This is a genomic window from Saccharothrix texasensis (assembly GCF_003752005.1).
Classification (GTDB): domain Bacteria; phylum Actinomycetota; class Actinomycetes; order Mycobacteriales; family Pseudonocardiaceae; genus Actinosynnema; species Actinosynnema texasense.
The window spans coordinates 7,905,525-7,925,575 of the sequence record NZ_RJKM01000001.1 but is presented as its reverse complement, the minus strand read 5'-3'; the positions used below and the strand labels follow the sequence as shown (position 1 = coordinate 7,925,575).

The window sequence follows — 20,051 nt, the reverse complement described above, 5'->3', positions numbered from 1 at the left end:
GCAAGGCCTACCGCGAGCACCTGTGCAGCCGACGCCGGGCACGGCACCTGATCGAGGGCGCACAGGACCTCGCCCACGAGATCGCCCGCTCAGGCGGCGAGGAGACACCCCCGGTCGCCCGAGCCCGGCCGAACTCCTCCGTCTCCGCGCCGCCCCCTGACCCGCGGCACTCGACCTGTCCGGCCGGATTCGGGCACCGTCAGCGCGCGACTGCCCTGATACCCGTGCCGCCGCGCAGGCGCTCTCGCGAGCTAAAAGAATTCGCACTGCTTTAGCACCCGACAATGCGGTCGACCATTCACCCTTTGACCAGTCGAAACATTTTCGGCGCACCTTGACCGCGCGCAGGACGTCCTCCACAGTCTGATGAATGCGACCGGCACCCGTGCAGTGGCGCTTCAGCCCGTGCGCCTGTTCTCGGCTTTCGCACCGACCACGCTGACGCACTCGTCGTTCGCGCGGCGAGCGCGACGGAACACCCCGGCGCAAGCGGTCCTCACCGGGCGCTGCCCGCGCCGCTGCCACGCTGCCCCGACCTCGATGAAGAGGAGCACACGCATGGCCGGATCAGGCCACCCGCCCACCGCTGCCCCACCAGCCCGCGGACGTCGCCTGGCAGGCGTCACCGCTGTCGTCGCCGTGCTGCTGGGCGGAGTGGTCACGGCGCTCGGCGCCGCGCCCGCGTCGGCGGCGACCGTCGACACGACCGCGTGGTACGCGTTGGTCAACCGCAACAGCGGCAAGGCGTTGGACGTCTACAACTTCGCCACGAACGACGGCGCCCGCATCACCCAGTGGACCCGCAGCGACGGCACCAACCAGCAGTGGCAGTTCGTCGACTCCGGCGGCGGCTACTACCGGGTGAAGTCGAGGCTGTCGGGCAAGGTGCTGGACGTCCACAACTTCTCCACCGCCGACGGCGGCGCCATCGTGCAGTGGGCCGACAACAACAGCACCAACCAGCAGTTCCGGCTCGCCGACTCCGACGGCGGCCACGTGCGGCTGGTCAACCGCAACAGCAACAAGGCGGTCGAGGTGCAGGGCGCGTCCACCGCCGACGGCGGCAACGTCGTGCAGTACAGCGACTGGGGCGGCGCCAACCAGCAGTGGCAGCTCGTCCGGATCGGCGGGACAAGCCCGACCACCACCACCACGACCACGACCACGACGCCCCAGCCGGGACGGCCCATGGTGGAGAACAACTTCCAGGTCACCCGTGAAGGCGCGTACGGCGACAACCGCTTCACCGTGTTCCGGCCCTCCGACCCCCAGGCCGTCGGCCGTCCCCTGCCCGTGCTGGCCTTCGGCAACGGCGCTTGCGCGCACACCAACAACAGCGAGGTCACGCGGCTGCTGACCGCCGTCGCGGCGAAGGGCATCGCCGTGGTGGACATCGGTTCCGCCAACGGCTCGGCCAACGGCCTGCCCAGCGGCTCCCCCATCCCCTCGCTCCTGACCGACGCCCTGACCTGGGCCGAACGCGAGCAGAACCGCTCCGGGGCGGCGTTGTCGCAGCGGCTCGACCTGACCAGGATGGCCACCGCGGGCCACTCGTGCGGCGGTCTGGAAGCCCTGATCGCCGCCCAGGACCGCCGGGTCGACGCCACCGTCTCGTTGAACAGCGGGCTCTTCGCCGACGGCTCGTTCGGCTACCCGCGCTCCGAGCTGTCCAAGCTGCACGCCCCGGTGCTGTACCTGGACGGAGGCCCCTCCGACATCGCCTACGACAACACCAGGGCCAACTACAACCTGACCACCGTCCCCGCCGTCCTGGCCGAGAACCCCCAGGCAGGGCACGGCGGCTTCATCACCGGTAGCCAGATGACCGACGCCGTGACCGCGGTCGTGCAGTTCCTCGACATGGTCCTGAACGGCAACCAGACCGCCCGCGACTACATCCTGGAACCATCCGGGCTGGCGTCCAAGACGCCTTGGACCGTGGCCAGGAAGAACTTCTGATCACGGGAGGCGGCCGTCACCGGGCACGCGCGGGAACACCACACGTGGTCGGTGACGGCCGTTCCTGAACTCCTTCGTGCGCTCCCTCTCATCCAGCGGCGGCGGACAGGTCAGCGGCCACGACCAGGCCGACGGCACCGCCGTCGAACGGCGCCGAAACGGCCTGCCTTAAGGTGGCCCGTCGGAGGTCCCCGTGACAGAGCAGAGCAGCCCGGCCGCGATGACGAGCAGGGCGATCCGCGACGAGATCAGCGCACCCGGTCGCGAACGCGTGGACGTGGACCACTCCGCGATGTCCCCCGCCGAGGTCTGGGAGACCGTCGACTTCTGGGCCGGTGTCCCGTGGCCGGTGTCCCGCGCCGAGGCGCAGCGGAGGGCGGTCGACCGCCTCGGCTGGGCGATCGACGTCCAGGAGGGGCTGGGGTACCTGGTCAACCCGGCCTTCACCCCGCCGGAGGTGTCGATGTCCGGCATCGACGCCGTGTCGTCCGTGCGCTTCCGGATCGCGGACGAGGTCACGGAGGGGACACCGGCGACGAGGGCCTTCCTCGGCGACCTCTTCACGCTGGTGGTGCGCGAGGGGACGGCCCGGCTGGGGCGTCCGTCCATCAGGCGCGACCGCGGGTGCACCGACGCGACCTGGGAGATGGGGCCCGCCCGGGTCACCGCCTCGCTGTGGTCGAGGTGCGCGGCGGTCCGCTTCACCACCCCGGGGGGCCGGTGACCGTGGTGTCCGACTGGGAGGCGTTCGGCGGGGATCTCACCGAGGCGTTGCGGGAGGTGTCCGACCGGGTCTTCCTGGTCGTCTTCTCGCGGGCCGAACCGCGGGTGTTCGTGCAGTTCGCCGGCGGCGAGCACGAGCTGCACGCCGAGGCGGGGTCGCCGGCCGCGGACCCCGGCCCGCTGGCCGCGGCCGGGTGGGCGCCGCCGACCGGTGACGCCCCGCCGAACTGGGCCTGCACCTTGCCGCTGCCCGCGTTGACGGTGGAGTACGCCGCGTTGTCGGCGCGCTGCGTGGTGGCGTTGCGCGACGTCCACGGGCTCCCCGGTCCCGATGAGCTGGTGTACAGGGCGTGGCGCGACGCGGAGTGGCCGTCCGACGCGGCGCCGGCCGCCGGACGGGACCGGGGTGAGCACCCGCTGGTGCTGTCGTGGCTGGGCATCCCGCCCGCGGCCGGGTGACGGCGGGCGACGAGCAGCCAGGTCCCCCGCAGGGTGGTGGCCGACGTCAGGCGGTGCCGGCGGCGGTCGATGTCGGTGCGATGCGAACAGCCGCAGGTGCTTCCCGGCCGCGGCCGTCGTGGGAATTCGCCGTGAGGGCGACTTGTGCCGGACGGGATCGACGCGCAACCCGCAGGCGTCCCGCGCGCCCTTAGGAGGGCGAGTCGGGGAGGACTCGCCTTCCTGAGGACGTCTCGTGGGGGGACGAACATGTCGTGGTTCAGCGTTGTGCCCGTGGCACTGGTCGCGGTCGGGTGGCTGTGGGGACCGGGGTTGCCGGTGGGCTGCCTGTTGGGGTTGCGGGGGATCGCGGCGTTCGCGATGGCTCCGGTGATCAGCGTCGCGGTGATCGCGGCGGCGGCGGTGGTGGCGGGGTCGGCCGGTGTCGCGTGGTCGGCGCCGGTCGGGTTGGCGGCGGTGCCCGTGGCCGTCGGACTGGCCGGGCTGCTCGCCTTCCTGTTGCGGCACAGGGGGTTGTTGTCCGCGAGGACCGATCCGCGGCAGATCGCGCTGGCCGCGGTGGCCGGGTCGCTGCCCGCGTTCGCGCTCGCCGCGATCGCCGTCGTGCGGGCGGTGGGCACGCCGGACGGGGTGTCCCAGGTCTTCGACACGCCGTTCCACTACAACGCGTTGGCGCACATCGCCGACAGCGGGGACGCGTCGTCGCTGACCCTGTACGCGCTGGGCGACCCGGAGACGCCCGGCGGCTTCTACCCGGCGGCGTGGCACGACCTCACCTCGCTGGTCGTGATGTCGACCGGGGCGTCGATCCCCGTCGCCGCCAACGTGGTCTGCGCGGTGATCACGGTCGTGGTGTGGCCCGTGGGCTGTCTCCTGCTGGTGCGGCAGCTGTTCGGGCGCGACGTGGCGGCGTTGGCGGTCGCCGGTGTGCTGTCGATCGCGTTCCCCGCGTTCCCGTGGGACCTCTTCGGGTGGGGCGTGCTGTGGCCGAACCTGCTGGGCATGGCGTTGGCGCCGGCCGGTTTCGCGGCGGTGCTGACGGTCACCGGGTGGGTGAAGGACGACTGCCTCGGCCGGGGCCGGGCGTGGCTGCTGCTGGCGATCACGCTCGTGGCCGCCGGGTTCGCTCATCCGAACGTGGTGTTCTCGTTGATCGTGCTGTCGCTCTTCCCGGCCGGTGCGGCGGTGTTCGCGCGGGCCCGGGCGCTGCGCGCCGATGGGCGTGCGCGGCGCGGTGTCGTCGAGTGCGCCGCGTTCGTCGCGGTCGTCTTCGGCGGCTGGCTGTGGGCGGCCACCACGCCGGTGCTCGCCGACGTGCGCAACTGGAACGCGTGGAAGTCGTTCGAGACACCGGCCGCCGCGGTCGGCGAGGTGCTGCTCAACGCGACCAACCTGCGTGAGGCGCTGTGGCTGCTGTCGGCGCTGGTGATCGTCGGCACGGCCACCGCCCGCCGCACGCCCGCGATCCGCTGGGTGCTCGCCGGCCACCTGGTCTCCGGGCTGCTGTACGTGCTGGCCGCCGCGCTCAACCGCGCCGACACCGACCTGCTCACCGGTTATTGGTACAGCGACTCGCACCGCCTGGCCGCGATGCTGCCGATCACCGGTGTGCCGCTCGCGGTCGCGGGCGTGCTGTTCCTGTCCGGGAAGCTCCTGTCCGGGAAGCTCCTGTCCCGCGCGCGGCGGCTGCCGCGGCCGGCCGCGGCGGTCGGGCTGACCGCGGTGCTCGTCGTCGCGACGGCCGGCCTGTACTCGACGGACCGCGAGGCGCGGGTGGCCGTGACCTACCCGAAGGCGCGGGAGCACCAGCTCGTCACCGACGAGATGCGGGAGTTCTACCCGCGGATCGCCGAGCGGGTCCCGGAGGACTCCGTGGTGCTCGGCAACCCGTTCGACGGCAGCGTCTACCTGTGGGCGCTGGCCGACCGCGAGGTGCTGTACTCCCACCTGCTCAAGCCGAAGAGCGCCGAGCAGGAGTACCTGGCCCGCCACCTGGACGAGGCCGCGACCGACCCGCGGGTCTGCGCGGCCCTGGCCCGCTACCGGGCGGAGTACGTGCTCATCGGCCGGGACGATCCGGCGATCACCGCCGTCGAGCCCTACGGGGGCATCGCGGGCGTGCTCGGGGCGCGGGGGTTCGAGCTGGTCGACCGGGCCGGGTCGACCCGGCTCTACCGGATCACCGCGTGCACCTCGGCGAGCCCGGTCGCCCACCGCGCCACCCGCTGAGAAAGCACAGGTCAGGCGGCCTGTCGGTGATCTTCACCGACAGGCCGCCCGCGGCGGTGGGCGCGGACGCTCGTCACCCGATCGCGTGAACGCAGTGGTGCGGGTAGCCTGAGGTCAGGCTCATGCCGGCTCCCCGGAGCCACCCGGCGGCGGACGTGGACCTGACCCGCCCGATGACGTTATGAGGTGACGGGCGCCGCCAGGAGGCCTTCCGACGTGACCGATGTAGCCGATGTAGCCGATGTGACCCTTTCCGCTCGTCGCGCGGTCGACGGGCGCGGGCAGGCCGCGCCCTACCCGTTGCTGGTGGCCGACGCCGACGGGGTGATCAGGTCGGTCAACTCCTCGGCCGGCGCGCTGTTCCCCCTGGCCCGGACCGGCGCGTCGATGGACGGCGCGGTCAGCGGCTGGTTGCGGCGGGCGCACGAGGAGACCACGGCCGGCGGCGTGGCGGTCCGGGCGGCGGGGGTGGTCGGCGAGCGCAGCTTCGAGGCGCACCCGGTCCCCGAGGGCGACGCGGTCGCCTGGTGGTTGGTGGAGGACACCGACGTCCGGCTGGCGCGTGAGGCGCTGCGCGTGGAGCAGGAGCGCACCGCCCTGCTGGGCCAGGTCTCGTCCGCCCTGCTGACCTCGCTCAACCCGCAGCGGTGCATGCAGGTGACCGCCGAGCTGGCCGCGGCGCACCTGGCCGACGCGGCGCTGGTCGTGGCGCCGGGCGGCACGGGCCGCGGGCTGCCGGTCACCGCGTGCGAGCGCGGCGGGGAGAGCACGTCCGCGGTGTCGGACGCCGACCCCGAGCAGGTCGTCGGGTTGGCGGAGGCGTTGCAGGGGTTCCCGCCGGTGCCCTCGCGGTGGATCGACCCGGAGGCGATGCCGGACTGGCTGGTCCCCGACGGTTTCGGGCCGGTGGGCTCGGTGGTGCTGACGCCGCTGCCCGGCCACGGCGTGCCCGCCGGCGCGCTGGTGCTGCTGCGCCTCCAAGGGCAGGAGGGCTTCACCGAGGAGGAGGAAGGCTTCGCGCGGTTGTTCGCGGCGCGCGCGGGCGCGGCGATGTCGGCGGCGCGGATGTACGCCCACCAGGCCGGTCTGACCGAGCTGCTGCTGCGCGAGCTGCTGCCGCCGACGCTGCGGCGCATCGGCGGGGTGGAGTTCGCCGGCCGCTACCGGCCCGCGGGTGACACCGAGCAGGTGGGCGGGGACTTCTACGACGTGCACCCGCTGGTCGCGGAGGGCACGCGCACCGACCGCGCCCAAGCCGCCGAGCAGGCCAACGCGTCGCTGGTGGTGCTGGGCGACGTGTGCGGCAAGGGCATGGAGGCCGCGGTGCTCACCGGGAAGGTCCGCACCACCCTGCAGGCGCTGCTGTCGCTGGCCGACGACCACCTGCGGGTGCTGACCATGCTCAACGACGCCCTGCTCAACTCGCACCACACCCGTTTCGTCACCCTCGTCCTGGCCTCGGTGACCAGGGTCCCCGAAGGGGTCCGGCTGCGGTTGACCAGCGCCGGGCACCTGCCTCCGCTGATCCTGCGCCGCGACGGGAGCGTGGAGGAGTCCGACACCGCCGGCACCCTGATCGGCGTGCTGCCCGAGATCTCCGCGACGACCGCCGAGGTGCTGCTGGAGCCGGGCGAGACGTGCCTGCTTTACACCGACGGCGTCACCGAGGCCCACGGCGGGCCGATGGGGCGGGAGATGTTCGGCGAGGAGCGGCTGAGCCGGGCGTTGGCCACGTGCGCGGGCATGCCCGCCGAGGCGATCGTGGAGCACGTGCACATGCTCGTCTCCCGCTGGGTCGGCACCCGCGACCAGGACGACACCGCGCTGCTGGCCATCACCGCGCCCCGTGGCCGGCACCCGGGCGCCGTCGACGGCCGGCCCACCGCATGACCGGTCCCTCCGGCCCGGCGATCCCGCACGCGCGGGCCACGACGACGAGCCCCGACCACGCAGACGCCCGGCCGGAGGGGTTCCGCGCCGACCTCGGGACCGGGGACGGGGCGGGTGGCGTGGTCGCCGCGACGGTCGAGCGGCTGTGGCCGGCGCTGATCGCGGGCGACGAGTACGCCGCCACCGACGTGGTGCTCGACGCGCTCGCCGCCGGCATGCCCGCCGAGACCGTGCTGCTCGACGTCATCGGCGCCGCGCAGGCCCGGGTCGGCGTGGAGTGGGCGGCCAACCGGGTCACCGTGGCGCAGGAGCACGCCGTCACCGCCATCAACGACCGGGTGGTGGGCGTGCTGTCCGCGAGCCTGCCCCGGCTCCGCCCGCACCGGGCACGGGTCGCCGTGGCGTGCGTGGACGGCGAGTGGCACGCCCTGCCCGCCCGGCTGCTGGCCGAGGTGCTGCGCCTGCGCGGGTTCGCCGTGGACTACCTCGGCGCGCAGGTTCCCACCCCGCACCTGGTGGCCCACCTGCACCGCACCGGGCCGGACGTCGTGGCGCTGTCGGCGTCGCTGGCCACCCGGCTGCCGCGCACGCACGCGGCCATCACCGCCTGCCAGGCCGCGGGGGTCCCGGTCCTGGCCGGTGGCGCCGCGTTCGGGGCCGACGGCCGCCACGCCCGCCGCCTGGGCGCGGACGCGTGGGCGCCGCACGCCCGTGCCGCCGCCGACCTGCTCGTGGCTGACCCGCCCGGCCACCCCCGCTCGGCGAGCACGACCGCAGACCACCTGCCCCACCTCGGCGACCAGGAGTACACCTTGGTCGCGCGCGGCACCGTCCAGCTGGTCAAGAACGTCTACACCGGTCTGGAGCAGCGGTTCGACGCGATGCGCGCCTACAGCGACCTGCAGCGCGAGCACACCGCCGACGACCTGACCCACATCACCGAGTTCCTCGCCGCCGCCCTCTACACCGACGACGCCGCGGTGTTCACCGACTTCACCGCCTGGACCGCGCACATCCTGACCACCCGCGGCGTCCCCGGCCACCTCCTGCCCGCGGCGCTGCGGCTGCTGGCCGACGAACTGCGCGACTTCCCCCGCGCCACCGCCATGCTCACCGTCGCCCGTCGTCGGCTCGCCACCCCTGACGCCGGGGCCTCCGCGTCATGACCCGACTTCCGTCGTCCCCGCTGCGCCTGACCGTCACGTCCGCGCACCACCGGCACCTGACCGTCGCCGTGGCCGGCGATCTCGGCTTCGAGAACGCCGACCAGCTCGCCGACACCGTCGCCCGCGCCCTGCGCGGCGGACCGGTCGGCGACGCCGCCGTGCCCGCGGCGGGCGCGACCTCGGCCGAACCGGCACCCGCGACCGCCGAACGCCGCCTGGTGCTCGACATGACCGGGCTGACCCACTTCGACTCCTACGCCCTGTCGGTGCTGCTGTCGTTGCGCGGCACGGCCGCCGAGCACGGCATGCGGCTGGTGCTCGACCACCGGCCCGCGCACCTGGACCGCCTGCTGCGTCGAACGGGTGTGCACCCCCTGTTCGACGAGCCCGCCCTTCCCGCGCCGGAACGGCAGGCGCAGGCGGTTCCCGACCACGGGCGGTGAACCGCTCACGCGCCGGGCAGCCCCGCGTCCGTCCACACAGGCCGCAGCCGCGTGGGCGGTGGCTTTCTCTTGGGCGGCGAGCAGGTTCGCGGTGGAGGTGCGGAAGAAGTGCAGCACGGCCTCGTCGGCGAGTCGGCCACGTCGACCACGACCTGGGCGCCCGCCAGCGCCTCGTATAGTCCCGCGCCGGTCAGCACGTCCACGCGCGAGTCGGGTGACGCGGACGCGGCCTCATGGCCGACCGGGGCGCCCGGCCGTTCCGGACGCCTCCCGCGATCAAGACCGGACAGCCCTCCCCGTCGTGACAGCCGGCGGTCGTCGTCGACGCGGAGGGGTGCCTGCGGCAACTGCGCGATCGGCACGCACGGCTGTGGAGGCGACCCGGCGGGAACTGCCGGCCGCCTTCATCGCCGCCGCCCGCGCCGGTGACATGGCCTCGCTGGAGCGGCTCTTCGTGCCGGACGTGACCAGCCTGTCCGACGGCGAGGGCAGGGTGGGCGTCGCGCGCAAGCCGGTCGTGGGCGTGGCCGCCGCGCAGCGGTGCCTCGGCTCGATCACCACCTGGTTCCGGGACGACCTGGACGTGCGGTGGGCGAGCGCGAACGGGCAGCCGTGCGCCGTGCTGCTGCGCCACGGCGCCGACTTCGGCGTGGTCGCGGTCAGCGCCACGACCGAGGGCATCGACCACGTGCTGTGGCTGCTCGACCCCGAGAAGATCACGGCCGTGTCCGACGCGATCTCCTCTCCCCCGTCGAAGATCACCGCGGTGCCCGGCCGGGGCAGGCGACCGCGGCAGGGCTGACCGGCGCGCCGGGCGGGTCTTCGGCGTCCACGAGTGAAGACCGGGTACCGCCGAGGTCCGTGACACCCCGGTCCGCCGCGGTGCCGGCGAGCGTCCGGCGGAGGTCGTGGGCGGCCGGTGTGGCCACGACCGCTCGGCCGTGCGGGATGTTCGGCGGGCGCGTGGGTACCCTCGGCCCAGTCGTTTGCCTGATCGTCCGGGTTCCGGGCTGGAGCCCGCCGACCGGTTCGCGCGAAAGTGGAAGGTTGGCGCACATGGATGCCGCGTCCGAGGCGGTGCCGGCTGAGGCCACCGACCTGCGCGAACTGGTGGACGGGCTGGCCGTGGTGCTCTGGCAGGCCGACGCGCGGACCCGCCGCTGCACGTTCGTCTCCGCCCACGCCGAACGGCTGCTGGGCCACCCGGCGAGCCGTTGGCTGACCGAGCCGGACTTCCTCGGCTCGCTGATCCTCCCCGAGGACCGGGCCGAGGCCGCCGAGGCCCGGTGGCGCGACGATCCCGACCGGGACGTGTTCGAGGTGGAGTACCGGGCGGTGACCGCGCGCGGCGAAGTGCGGAGGTTGAAGGAGAAGCTGCACGTCGTGCGGCATCCCGACGGCACGCCGAAGACCGTGCGCGGTGCGGTGAACGACGTCACCGCGCGTCACGCCGATCTGGAGCGGCAGCGGTTCCTCGCCGTCCTCGACCGCGAGTTGCAGCGGCTGGACGACGCCGAGGAGCTGATGGCGCTGGCGACGCGCCTGCTCGGCGAGCACCTGCGGGTGGACCGGTGCGCCTACGCGCGGGCCGAGGCCGACGAGGACCACTTCGTGATGAGCGGCGACTACGCCACCGGGCTGCCCCCGCTGCCCGGCCGGTTCGCCATGCGCGAGTTCGGCGAGGGCGCGCTGCGCGCCATGCGCGCGGGCGAGCCGTGGGTGGTGGACGACAGCGCGGACGACCCCCGGCTCGGTCCGGCGGACCTGGCCGCCTACCGGGTCACCGGCATCCGGGCGGTGATCTGCCTGCCGCTGCTGCGCGGCGGGCGGTTCGCCGCGGCGATGGCCGTGCACCAGGCGACCGTCCGGCACTGGACGCCGGAGGAGGTCGAGGTGGTGTCGGTGGTGGTCAACCGCTGCTGGGAGTCGTTGCAGCGCGCGCACGCCGACCGGGCGCTGCGCGACAGCGAGCAGCGCCACCGGCTGCTCGTGGAACGGGCCACCGACGCCATCTGGGTGCTGGACCACGAGCTGCGGTTCGTCGAGGTCAACCAGGCCGCGTGCGCGCTGCTCGGGCAGGGCCGGGACGACCTGGTCGGCCGCGCGGTGGGCGACCTGGTCGTGCCGGGGGCGCTGGACCGGTTGACCCGGCTGACCGCCGACCTGTCCGCCGCCCGGGTCGTCACCGAGGTGTGGGGCCTGCGCCGCCCCGACGGCACGGTGGTGGAGGTGGAGCTGAGCATCCAGGCCACGCCGACCGGCGTGCAGGCGATCGGGCGCGACGTCACCGAGCGGCAGCGCGCCGAGGCCGAGCGGGAGCGGCTGCTGCGGCGCGAGCACGAGATCGCCGAGGCGCTGCAGCGCAGCCTGCTGCCCCGCGAGCTGCCCGCGCTGGACCGGCTGGCCACCTCCGCCCGCTACCTGCCCGCTTCCACCCAGTCCCGGATCGGCGGCGACTGGTACGAGGTGCTGCCGCTGGGCGGCACCTCGGTCGCCCTGTCCGTGGGCGACGTCGTCGGCAAGGGCCCGACCGCCGCCGCCGTGATGGGGCAGCTGCGCAGCGCCCTGGCGGGCTACCTGCTCGACGGCCACTCCCCCGCCGCCGCGCTGGAGCGGCTCGACGCGTTCACCGCGCGGGTCAACGGCGCGGCGGGCAGCACCTGCGCCTGCCTGACGTTCGACTGGAGCACCGGCGGGCTGAGCTGGGCCGCCGCCGGGCACCTGCCGCCGCTGGTCCTCGACGCCTCCGGCAGCGCGCGGTTCCTCTCCGGGGGCACCGGAGCGGTGCTGGGCGCACCGGGACGCGCGCCCTACCTCGACAACACCACCGGCCTGGAACCGGGCGCGTCGGTGGTGCTCTACACCGACGGGCTGGTCGAACGCCGCGGCGCGGTGATCGACCAGGGCCTGCAACGGCTGCTCGACACCGTCCGCGACGCGCACGACCTCCCGCCCCGAGCGCTCAGCGACGCCATCATCGGGTCGATGCTGGCCGACGGCCAGGACGACGACGTGGCCCTGGTCCTCGCCCGTCACCTGCCCCCGCCGCTGCGCAACACCGTGCCGGCGCGGCCCTCCGAGCTGGCCGTGATGCGCCGCAACGTCGAGGCGTGGGCCGCCACCGCCGGACTGTCCCCGGACCAGCTGGACGACCTGCAACTGGCCCTCGGCGAAGCCGCGGCGAACGCCGTGGACCACGCCTACCCGGACGACGTGCCGGGCGAGTTCACCTACGACCTCGCCACCACCGCGACCGGCGTCCGCGTCACGGTCCGCGACCACGGCCACTGGCGGCCCGAGCCGGAGGACAAGGGCTACCGGGGCCGCGGCCTGCAGATCATCCGCTCGATCGCCGAACGGGCCGTGTTCCACCGCGCCGAGGACGGCACGACCGTCGAGTTCGACCTCGCCGGCGAGCCGACGGGCGCGCCGGTGGCCGCGGTGCGCGAACCGACCAGCGGGCACACGGCCGTCACCGGTTCCGCCGACGACGCCCCGGTGCAGGTCCTGCGCCTCACCGGCGACGTGGACCTCATGACGGTGGACGACCTGCGCGCGGCCCTGACCGCCGGGATCGACTCCGTCGACCCGCGACCGGTCGAGATCGACCTGGGCCAGGTCGGCTACCTCAGCAGCTCGGGCATCGCCCTGCTGCTGGACGCCGCCGCCACCGCGCACCGCGCCCACCGCGCCCTGACCGTGCACGCCGTCGAGGGGACCGCGCCCGCGCGCGTGCTGTCGTTGTCCGGCCTGCACGGCCTGACCGCCGACACCCTGTCCCTGCGGATCACGGTCGACCGCACCGAGTCCGACTAGGGCTCGCCGGTCGTCGACCGCGAGCCCGGCGCCAGGTCGTGGGCACCTGTGCTCACCCGCCGTGGTCAGTAGGTTCCGGTGTGGTGTTTGAGGGCCAGGAGCTTGTGGCGGTACATGCGGCACAGGGCCACCAGGAGGTGGACCTGTTCACCCGGGCTCAGCGGGCGCAGCTGCTCCACGAGCTCGTCGGGGTGCAGGTCGGCGTCGGCGGCCAAGCGCTGGTTGAGGATGTCGCGGGCGAGGTCGTGCGCGCGGTCGCCGATCGCCAGCCGGTCGACGGCGCGCAGGTCGTAGGTGTCCGGCAGGGGGAACCGGACGAGCGGCTCGGGGTAGCGGGCCGTCATGAGCTGCACGGCGATGTTGACCAGGCGCGCCACCAGGGCCGCCGCCCGGTCGAGGTCGTCGAGCATGACCGCCAGCTCGTCCACCGTCACCGTGTCCGGTTCGAACGCCGGCGGCGCGTCGACGTCCACGTCGAACCGGTGCAGGGCCAGGGTGATGTTGTCCAGCACGCGTTCGGGGTCGACCAGCACCCGCTCGGGGTGGCCGGTCTCGACGCTGGCCCGCGGGTGCCACGGGTCGAGGAACTCCCGCACCTCCGCCTCCGCGTGGACGTGGGCGTCGGGTAACGGTCGTCGGGGACGCGGGAACTGCTCCACCGCCCTGCCTCCTCATGCCGGATCCACCTGCCGGATCGCCGCCGGATCGCCACACCGCGACCGCCACCGGCGGCCGTGCCTGCGGTGTCCCCGCCGGTATACCCACTACGGGGCGGGACTACGAAACCGGTCTGCGCCGTCGACGTTCTTCGACGTCACCACGCCACTGAACTCCCGGAGGTGTGAAATCCGCGCGATGTGGGCACCCCGACCCCTGTAACGATCACGCCGCGTCGCAGGAGTCGGCGTGGCACGAGGACAAGGAAGCACCGTGGGCATCCTGGGTTGGATCGTTCTGGGTCTCATCGCCGGCGCCATCGCCAAGGCAATCATGCCCGGCAAGGACCCCGGCGGCATCGTCATCACCATGCTGCTCGGCATCGTCGGCGCCATCCTCGGCGGCTTCATCGGCCGCGCGATCTTCGGCTCCGACATCGGCAGCTTCTTCGACCTGAGCACCTGGCTGCTCGCCATCCTCGGCTCGCTGGTCGTGCTCGGCATCTACCACGTCGTCACCAGCCGAGGCCACCGCGCCCACAGCTGACCCGACACCACCACAGCGCACGGGCCCGCCGGCACACAGCCGGCGGGCCCGACGCTTGTCCCCGTACCGGGGTCCCGGTCCTACGAAGCGTCGGCCTGGGCGGCGGCCAGCGCGTTCTCCAGCGTCTCGTGCAACGGCAACAGCTTGTCCATCGCGGTGGCGGTCAGCGACCGGCGCACGGCCCGGCTGGCCACCACGTGGACCGGTCGGCGTCCGAGCGAGGCGCCGTGCGCGCGGATGTGGCCGAGGGCGGCGATTCCGGAGGAGGCGAAGAACGGCACCCCGGACAGGTCGATCACCAAGGTGTCCACCCCGCGGTCGAGCAGTTCCACGCAGCGTTCGAGCAGATCGTCACTGTTGGCCATGTCGATGTCCCCGACCACGCGAACGATCGTCGCGTCGCCGTGCGAGTCGGTGGTCAACTCCGGGGTAGGTGAGTCAGCAGCATTCACCGCACCATCATGACCGCTGCTCCCGGCCGGCCTGACCAGGGGCGGCGATCGTCACCGTCGGTGGTCAGGTGGTGTGCTGCCTGTCGCGGGTCGGCTCAGTCCGTGACCATGTGCGCTTCCATCTCCTCGAAGCTCTCGCGGTCCCAGGTGCCGAACTGCGACGGCTCGATGCCGTAGTAGGCGGCGAAGGCCACGACCCGCTCGATCGTGATGTTGTTCGAGTCGGCGAACCGGACGAGCTCGGCCGCGACCACCGGCACCGCGACGGTCGGCACCGGGGTGGGCGCGGGTTCCTCGTCCACGACCTTCCTGGCGCGCCGGGGCTGCGTGGTAGTGGTGGTGGTGCGGACCAGTTCCTCGCCGGACACCAGCGCTCGCATCACGCGCTCCAGCTCGTCGAGCATCCGCGTGTCCTTGGCGGTGAGCGCGAAGCCGTCCCGGACGACCGCCAGGTCGCTGCGGAACTTGGGGTGGCGCTTGTCCTTGGAGCCGTCCTCGGGTCCGATCGTCGCGTGCGCGGAGGTGATGTAGCCGCCGTCCACGAAGCAGTGGATGTGCGGGTAGTCCTCCACGCTGCCCTCGTCGCCCCAGATGTACCGGTCGCGCCCCGGTCCGTCCTTGGTCCTCCGGTCCACGCCGACGCCCGGTGGCAGCCGGAGCGGCCACTGGATGGACAGCTCGGTGGTCGGTTTCGCCTGCTTGATCCTGTCCAGGACCGCAACGGCGGTCTTGAAGGAGGCGTTGACCAGTTTCGGCGGGAACTGCGGGGCGGAGTACCCGGCCTCGTTGAACCAGGTGGCCAGGGCCGCGATCTGGTCGTTCGTCAGCTCGACCGCGTGGTTGTCCGCCGTCGGCCAGATCTCCTTCCGGCCGGCCTTGCGCTGCCACCGCACGCCCCCCGCGGCGAACTCCGTCTTCTCCACCTTCCCGCCGACGGCCGCCTCGACGGCGACGGCGAGCTCGTTCCACTTGGTGAAGTCGTCGAGCAGCACGACGTGGGCGCTGTCGCCGCCGCCGCCGATGTTCCGCACGAACCGGTAGCGGTGCAGGAAGTGGTAGTCGTTTAAGTGGTACTCGTCGCCGCTGTCGATCCTGATCTTCACGGGGCCCTCCTGCCGACGGATGTGGCGTAGAGGGTACCGGCGGACGCGCGGCGAGGTGGCTAGATCGGGAAGCGGCCGCGGCGCCACTGCCAGTGGCGGCCGGCGGTCAGGTGGTCGAGGACCGCGCGGTGCAGCGCGGTGCGGCGCGGCAGTCGGTCGAGCGGCGTGGTGAGGGTGCGGAACGTGAACCGCAGCACCTCGACGTCGGCGTCCAGCCCTTCCGGCTCCTCGTACGGCTCCAGCTCGAACCTCCGCTGGAACCGGATGATGTTCGAGTCCTCGGGCAGGTACTCCCGCAGCTGCGGGTCGAGCAGCCAGGAGCCGCAGGCGAACGCCGTGAAGCGCTCCTCGGGGAAGTGCCGGGGGAAGAAGGCGCGTGCCTCGTCGAGCGACGCGGTGACCGCTTCCGGGGTCAACGGCCCGGACTCGGGGATGTGCAGGTCGATGGCGCCGTCGCCGCGGTGGTGCTGCAACCGGCCCAGCTCGTAGACGGCGCCCCGCGCGTGCAGCGTCAGCCAGCTCTGCATGACCGGCCAGCCCTCGCCGTGCATCCGCCGGTCGATCGCGAGGTTCCGACCCAGGTCCGCGAGGGTCGTCCACGACACGGCGTCCGCCACGCCGTGGTCGCGGTGGTAGGCCCTGACGACGTCGACCAGGGCCAGGTACGCGTACGCGTAGAGGTGCCGCCAGGCGGGCCCGCGGTCGCGCGGCAGCGCCGGGCCGGGCGGCAACCAGCCGTGGCCCCCGAGGTCGGCGCGGACCAGGGCGACCGACCGGTCGAGCAGCCAGCGCAGCTCCGGGGTCCACAGTGGAGAGTCGGGGTCGGGCCAGCCGGCCGTGATCTCGGCGGCGTCGTCCGGCCGCACCCCGAGCCGGTCGAGGATCGCGGGCGCGTCGGCCTTGGCGGGCAGCGGAGCCGACGGCAGGTCGCCGGCGAGCCGGCGCACGCGGTCGACGTCCTCGACGGCTACCCCGAGCCTGGCGGCGGTCTCGTCCGGATCCACGCCGGCGATCCTACCGGTCGACCGGGGTCGCCTCCCCTTCCCCGGGACCGCCCGGACCGGTGATCACGCGACCGGCCGGGGCCCGTCGGGTCAGACCTCCCCGCAGCACGCCCGAGTGGCCCACTCCGGTTCGTGCCACCAGTGCCCGGGGTCGTGCGCCACGTCGTGGTCGTGCGACCGCGGTCGGCCCGGAGGGACGGGCGGCGGTGTGCGGAACGGGGCGAGGAGGTCGTCGACGCGGTGGGTGGTCCCGCCGACGACGACCTGCCGCACCGCCGCCGCGGCGCGGATGTCGACCAGCGGGTTGCCCGCGACGAGCGCGATGTCCGCGTGCGCTCCCGGCCGCAGCGCGCCCACCCGACCCGACAGGCCCAGCCACGCCGCCGGGTTGCGGGTCGCCGTGGTCAGGGCCTCCACCGGCGTGAAGCCGAAGGCCACCATGGCGCGCAGGTTCTGGTGCGTCGACGTGGCCACGGTGTCCAGCGGCGCGTCCGTGCCGCAGATCACGAGCCCGCCTTCGCGGTGCACGCGCAGCACCATGTCCACCCAGCCCGCGAGGATGTCGCGCGACCACGGCGACTCCGGCTTGCCCGCCACCTCGGCGTCGGCGGCGTACCGGTCGTACTCCCACGGCGGGAACAGCACGCGGGTGCGTTCGTCGGTCACCAGGGACTTGTCCTCGGCGTAGAGGGCGCGGGAGTGGAACAGGGTCGGCGTGACCGACATCCCGGAGCGGGCGAACAGCTCCACCACGTCCTGGTAGGCCCGGCCGGTGCGGCTCACCGTGTGCGAGTAGCCGAGCCTGTTGGTGGCTCCGACGTGCTCCATGCCGTCCATGCCGATCGCCGCGGCCGGGTACAGGTAGTGCGACGACAGCGGGACGCCGACGCGGCGCGCGGCCCGCACCGCTTCCCGCTGGAGCTCCACCGGCAGCCGCACGTAGGTCTTCACCAGGTCGTAGTCGAGTTCGAAGGCCCGCTTGAGCTCCAGGTCCAGCTGCTCGCGCGACAGCGTGGGTCGCATGAAGCTGTAGTAGACGCGCGAGCCGTCGATCGCCTCGCCGGTGCCGAAGAACCTCGGCCCCACCAGCGCGCCGGCCTCCAGCGCCTCCTTGGTCTCCAGCATCTGGTAGACCGGGTCGCCGGGCGAGCGGACCGTCGTGATGCCGTACGCGAGCCACAGCCTGCCCTGCCGCGCGCCCCACTGGCGGCCCCGCAGGTGCCAGTGGTTGTGGGCGTCGACCAGTCCGGGCATGGCCACGAGGTCGTGCGCGTCCACCACCCGCTCCCCCGCCGCCGCGCGGTGCGGCCGGACCTCCTGGACCCGGCCGTGCTCCACGACGATGTCGACGTCGTGGCGGAGGCCGCCGCTCTCCCCGTCCCACACCGCGCCGGCGTGGATGATCTCGCGGTGCGGCGGCGCCGGCCTGCGCCAGGAGAAGTCCAGGCGGATCGTGCGGGACGGCCCGCCGTCGAGGCGGACCCGGCGCAGCACCCCGTCGCGGAGGTGGACCAGGGCGTCCGGCCCGCACCACGCCGGGGAGTCGGTCACCTCCCGGGTCACCTGGCGCGGGTCGCCGAGGAACCGGCCCTCGGCGTCGACCGCGACGACCCAGGCGACGCTCTCCACGACGAACGCCAGGTGCCTGCCGTCGGGCGACCACACCGGGCCGTCGTCGCCGCGGGTCGCGATCGAGCGGAACGGCATCGGCTCGGTGTAGCGCAGTTCGCCGTCGGACAGGCGCACGGTGAGGATCTGGCTGGTGCCCTCGCGGAAGCGCCGGGAGAACGGCTTGACGGCGGCGAGCGCGAGCACCGTCCCGTCCGCCGACCACGTGGGCCTACCGGGTTGGAAGAGCGTGGGCGTGACCTGCCGGTGGCTTCCGGCCGCGATGTCGAGGACCCACACCGCGCCGTCCTGGTCCACGTAGGCGACCCGCTTGCCGTCCGGGGAGAACCGCGGCAGCGTCTGCGCGCCCGCGACCGCGCCGCCCAGCGCGGTGTCGTCCCCGGTGACCAGGTCGCGCAGGCGCAGCGCGGGAACGCCTCGCCGGTCGCTGGAGTACACGATGGACCGGCCGTCCGGCGCGAAGTCCGGGTCGGAGTCGAAGAACGCGCCGTCGGTGAGCCTGCGGGGCCTGCCTCCCGTGATCGGGACGACGTGGACGGCGTTGAGCGCGCGGAACGCCACCTGCCGCCCGTCCCGCGACACGACGGGGCTCGCGATGCCCCGCACCGGACCGCCTTCGGCCTCGCGCGCGGGACGGCGGGGTGAGCGGCGGGCGACCGGCACGACGGCCTGGAACGGGATCTCGCGGACCGCGCCGGCGAGCTCGCGGCGGCGGATCCGGCCGTCGGCGGTGTAGAGGGCGGAGTCGCCGGTCCAGGTCGCGGCGAAGCCGAAGACGTCCTCGCCGGTGGTGACCTGCCGGTCGCCGAGGACGAGGTCGGCGCGGGCGCCCCGCACGAGGGTGTAGCTCGGCGTGCGGTCGTCCGGTCCGAAGGCCGCGCCGTGGACGCGACCGCCCGCCGGCGCCGTGGCGACGCGGACGCGTTCGGCGGTGGAGACCGTCACGACGTCCACGGCGTTCTCGTCCACGGTGAAGACGATCCGCTCGCCGTCCGCGGACCAGCGCGGCGCGGCGGCCTCGCCCGGCGGTCCGGCGAGCGCGGTGACGTCACCCGAGGCGACGTCGAGGAGCCAGACCCCGTAGGAGCCGCCGCGGTCGCTGGTGAAGGCGATGCGCTTGCCGTCCGGGGAGAACGCCGGCTCACGGTGGTCGAACCGGCCACGCGTGAGCTGCCGCGGCTCCCCGCCGCCGACGTCGACGACGTGCAGGTGGAAGTTGCCGTCCCGATAGGACTGGAAGGCGATCGACCGGCCGTCCGGCGACCACGACGGCAGCGTGGCGTCCTGGAGGTCGGTGGTCAGCCTGCGCGCCGTGCCGCCGCGCGCCGGCAGCACCCAGATCGCCGTCACCAGGTCCATCGCGAGCCACCGGCCGTCGGGCGACGGGGCGACCGAGATGTTCGTGCCCTCCCGCAGCACGGCCCCGCCCTCGGCGCTACCGCCCGGATCGTCGTCCGCCCGCGCGCCCGGCGGCGCCACCGCGGCCAACGCGCCCGTGGCGCCCAACGCGGCCGCGATCCGACCGGAGCCGGCCAACACCGCGCGACGTGACAGATCTCCCCCGGTGGTCATGCCCTGCTCCCTCCCCGAACAAACCGCCGGCCCCCGTCAACGACACTGCCACAGCCCGCGGCGCCGGTCATGCGCCGCTCACCACGCGGTCACGGCTCCGAACGGCCACCGTCATTCGACCGGATGGCGTCACCCTTCCTGCCTACCGCGCGGGCGCGTGCTCGAACCCGTCGGCGACGCGCCCGGATCGGGGTGGGGCGCTCTCCGGGCGCCGGCAGCAGGCTGTTCGCCATCCGCCTCCTACGACACCGGCGGCCGGCCGCTGGACGTGCGGTCCGGTGACAGGTCCGCCGTGGCGCCGGTCGACGGGCCGCTGCGGCTCACGGAGATCAGGTCGCCGGTGAGCTGACCGCACCACAGGTCCAGTTTCCGCGCGTACCAGGCCTCGGCGTCGACCGGACGG

At 73.9% G+C, this 20,051-nt stretch carries 15 protein-coding genes; 10 read left to right on the top strand and 5 right to left on the bottom strand.

Features of this window, described 5'->3' with window-relative positions; translation table 11 throughout:
- Positions 1–558: 558 nt before the first annotated feature.
- The 9 genes from EDD40_RS43910 to EDD40_RS35585 all read left to right on the top strand — a co-directional run bounded on the left by EDD40_RS43910 (position 559) and on the right by EDD40_RS35585 (position 12,685).
- Complete coding sequence (locus EDD40_RS43910) at positions 559–1,959, top strand: RICIN domain-containing protein (protein WP_246038074.1); 1,401 nt, start codon at positions 559–561, stop codon at positions 1,957–1,959.
- A 193-nt stretch (positions 1,960–2,152) separates the two neighbouring features.
- Positions 2,153–2,683: a DUF6301 family protein gene (locus EDD40_RS35620; RefSeq protein ID WP_148089002.1), complete on the top strand. Its 531-nt coding sequence runs from the start codon at positions 2,153–2,155 to the stop codon at positions 2,681–2,683.
- Complete coding sequence (locus tag EDD40_RS35615) at positions 2,680–3,141, top strand: TY-Chap domain-containing protein (RefSeq protein ID WP_123746802.1); 462 nt, start codon at positions 2,680–2,682, stop codon at positions 3,139–3,141. The genes EDD40_RS35620 and EDD40_RS35615 overlap by 4 nt, the downstream gene beginning before the upstream one ends.
- A 273-nt stretch (positions 3,142–3,414) precedes the next feature.
- On the top strand, positions 3,415–5,370 hold the full coding sequence (locus EDD40_RS35610; protein ID WP_148089001.1) for a DUF6541 family protein: 1,956 nt from the start codon (positions 3,415–3,417) through the stop codon (positions 5,368–5,370).
- 243 nt (positions 5,371–5,613) lie between these two features.
- Positions 5,614–7,260: a PP2C family protein-serine/threonine phosphatase gene (locus EDD40_RS35605; RefSeq protein ID WP_211348296.1), complete on the top strand. Its 1,647-nt coding sequence runs from the start codon at positions 5,614–5,616 to the stop codon at positions 7,258–7,260.
- Positions 7,257–8,426, top strand: a complete 1,170-nt coding sequence (locus EDD40_RS35600; RefSeq protein ID WP_123746800.1) for a cobalamin B12-binding domain-containing protein — start codon at positions 7,257–7,259, stop codon at positions 8,424–8,426. Before EDD40_RS35605 ends, EDD40_RS35600 begins: the two co-directional genes overlap by 4 nt.
- Positions 8,423–8,869 (top strand): STAS domain-containing protein, encoded by a 447-nt coding sequence (locus tag EDD40_RS35595; protein WP_123746799.1) that lies wholly within the window; start codon positions 8,423–8,425, stop codon positions 8,867–8,869. The genes EDD40_RS35600 and EDD40_RS35595 overlap by 4 nt, the downstream gene beginning before the upstream one ends.
- Positions 8,870–9,239: 370 nt before the next feature.
- Positions 9,240–9,671, top strand: a complete 432-nt coding sequence (locus EDD40_RS35590; RefSeq protein ID WP_123746798.1) for a sigma-70 family RNA polymerase sigma factor family protein — start codon at positions 9,240–9,242, stop codon at positions 9,669–9,671.
- 254 nt (positions 9,672–9,925) lie between these two features.
- Positions 9,926–12,685, top strand: coding sequence for a SpoIIE family protein phosphatase (locus EDD40_RS35585; RefSeq protein ID WP_123746797.1), 2,760 nt, complete (start codon positions 9,926–9,928; stop codon positions 12,683–12,685).
- 65 nt (positions 12,686–12,750) lie between these two features.
- Here EDD40_RS35585 and EDD40_RS35580 read toward each other — a convergent pair whose 3' ends face one another.
- Positions 12,751–13,344, bottom strand: a complete 594-nt coding sequence (locus tag EDD40_RS35580) for a hypothetical protein (protein ID WP_123746796.1) — start codon at positions 13,342–13,344, stop codon at positions 12,751–12,753.
- A 271-nt stretch (positions 13,345–13,615) separates the two neighbouring features.
- On the opposite strand from EDD40_RS35580, the gene EDD40_RS35575 reads away from it, so the two are divergent.
- Positions 13,616–13,888, top strand: coding sequence for a GlsB/YeaQ/YmgE family stress response membrane protein (locus EDD40_RS35575; RefSeq protein WP_123746795.1), 273 nt, complete (start codon positions 13,616–13,618; stop codon positions 13,886–13,888).
- 80 nt (positions 13,889–13,968) lie between these two features.
- Here the strand turns inward: EDD40_RS35575 and EDD40_RS35570 are convergent, their stop codons facing one another.
- The 4 genes from EDD40_RS35570 to EDD40_RS35555 form a co-directional block, all read right to left on the bottom strand.
- Positions 13,969–14,340: an STAS domain-containing protein gene (locus EDD40_RS35570; RefSeq protein WP_123746794.1), complete on the bottom strand. Its 372-nt coding sequence runs from the start codon at positions 14,338–14,340 to the stop codon at positions 13,969–13,971.
- Between the two features lie 95 nt (positions 14,341–14,435).
- Positions 14,436–15,443, bottom strand: a complete 1,008-nt coding sequence (locus tag EDD40_RS35565) for a hypothetical protein (RefSeq protein WP_123746793.1) — start codon at positions 15,441–15,443, stop codon at positions 14,436–14,438.
- 59 nt (positions 15,444–15,502) lie between these two features.
- The gene (locus tag EDD40_RS35560) at positions 15,503–16,447 is read right to left on the bottom strand and encodes an acyltransferase domain-containing protein (RefSeq protein ID WP_123746792.1); all 945 of its coding nucleotides are present in this window, start codon (positions 16,445–16,447) and stop codon (positions 15,503–15,505) included.
- Positions 16,448–16,537: 90 nt separating this feature from the next.
- Positions 16,538–19,648, bottom strand: a complete 3,111-nt coding sequence (locus tag EDD40_RS35555) for an amidohydrolase family protein (protein WP_123746791.1) — start codon at positions 19,646–19,648, stop codon at positions 16,538–16,540.
- Between the last annotated feature and the right edge of the window lie 403 nt (positions 19,649–20,051).

What these genes read in the sequence shown, in the direction of transcription:
- EDD40_RS35600 (WP_123746800.1), top strand. Translation starts at nt 7,257, where the DNA reads ATGACCGGTCCCTCCGGCCCGGCGATCCCGCACGCGCGGGCCACGACG.
- EDD40_RS35555 (WP_123746791.1), bottom strand. Translation starts at nt 19,648, where the DNA reads ATGACCACCGGGGGAGATCTGTCACGTCGCGCGGTGTTGGCCGGCTCC.
- EDD40_RS35595 (WP_123746799.1), top strand. Translation starts at nt 8,423, where the DNA reads ATGACCCGACTTCCGTCGTCCCCGCTGCGCCTGACCGTCACGTCCGCG.
- EDD40_RS43910 (WP_246038074.1), top strand. Translation starts at nt 559, where the DNA reads ATGGCCGGATCAGGCCACCCGCCCACCGCTGCCCCACCAGCCCGCGGA.
- EDD40_RS35585 (WP_123746797.1), top strand. Translation starts at nt 9,926, where the DNA reads ATGGATGCCGCGTCCGAGGCGGTGCCGGCTGAGGCCACCGACCTGCGC.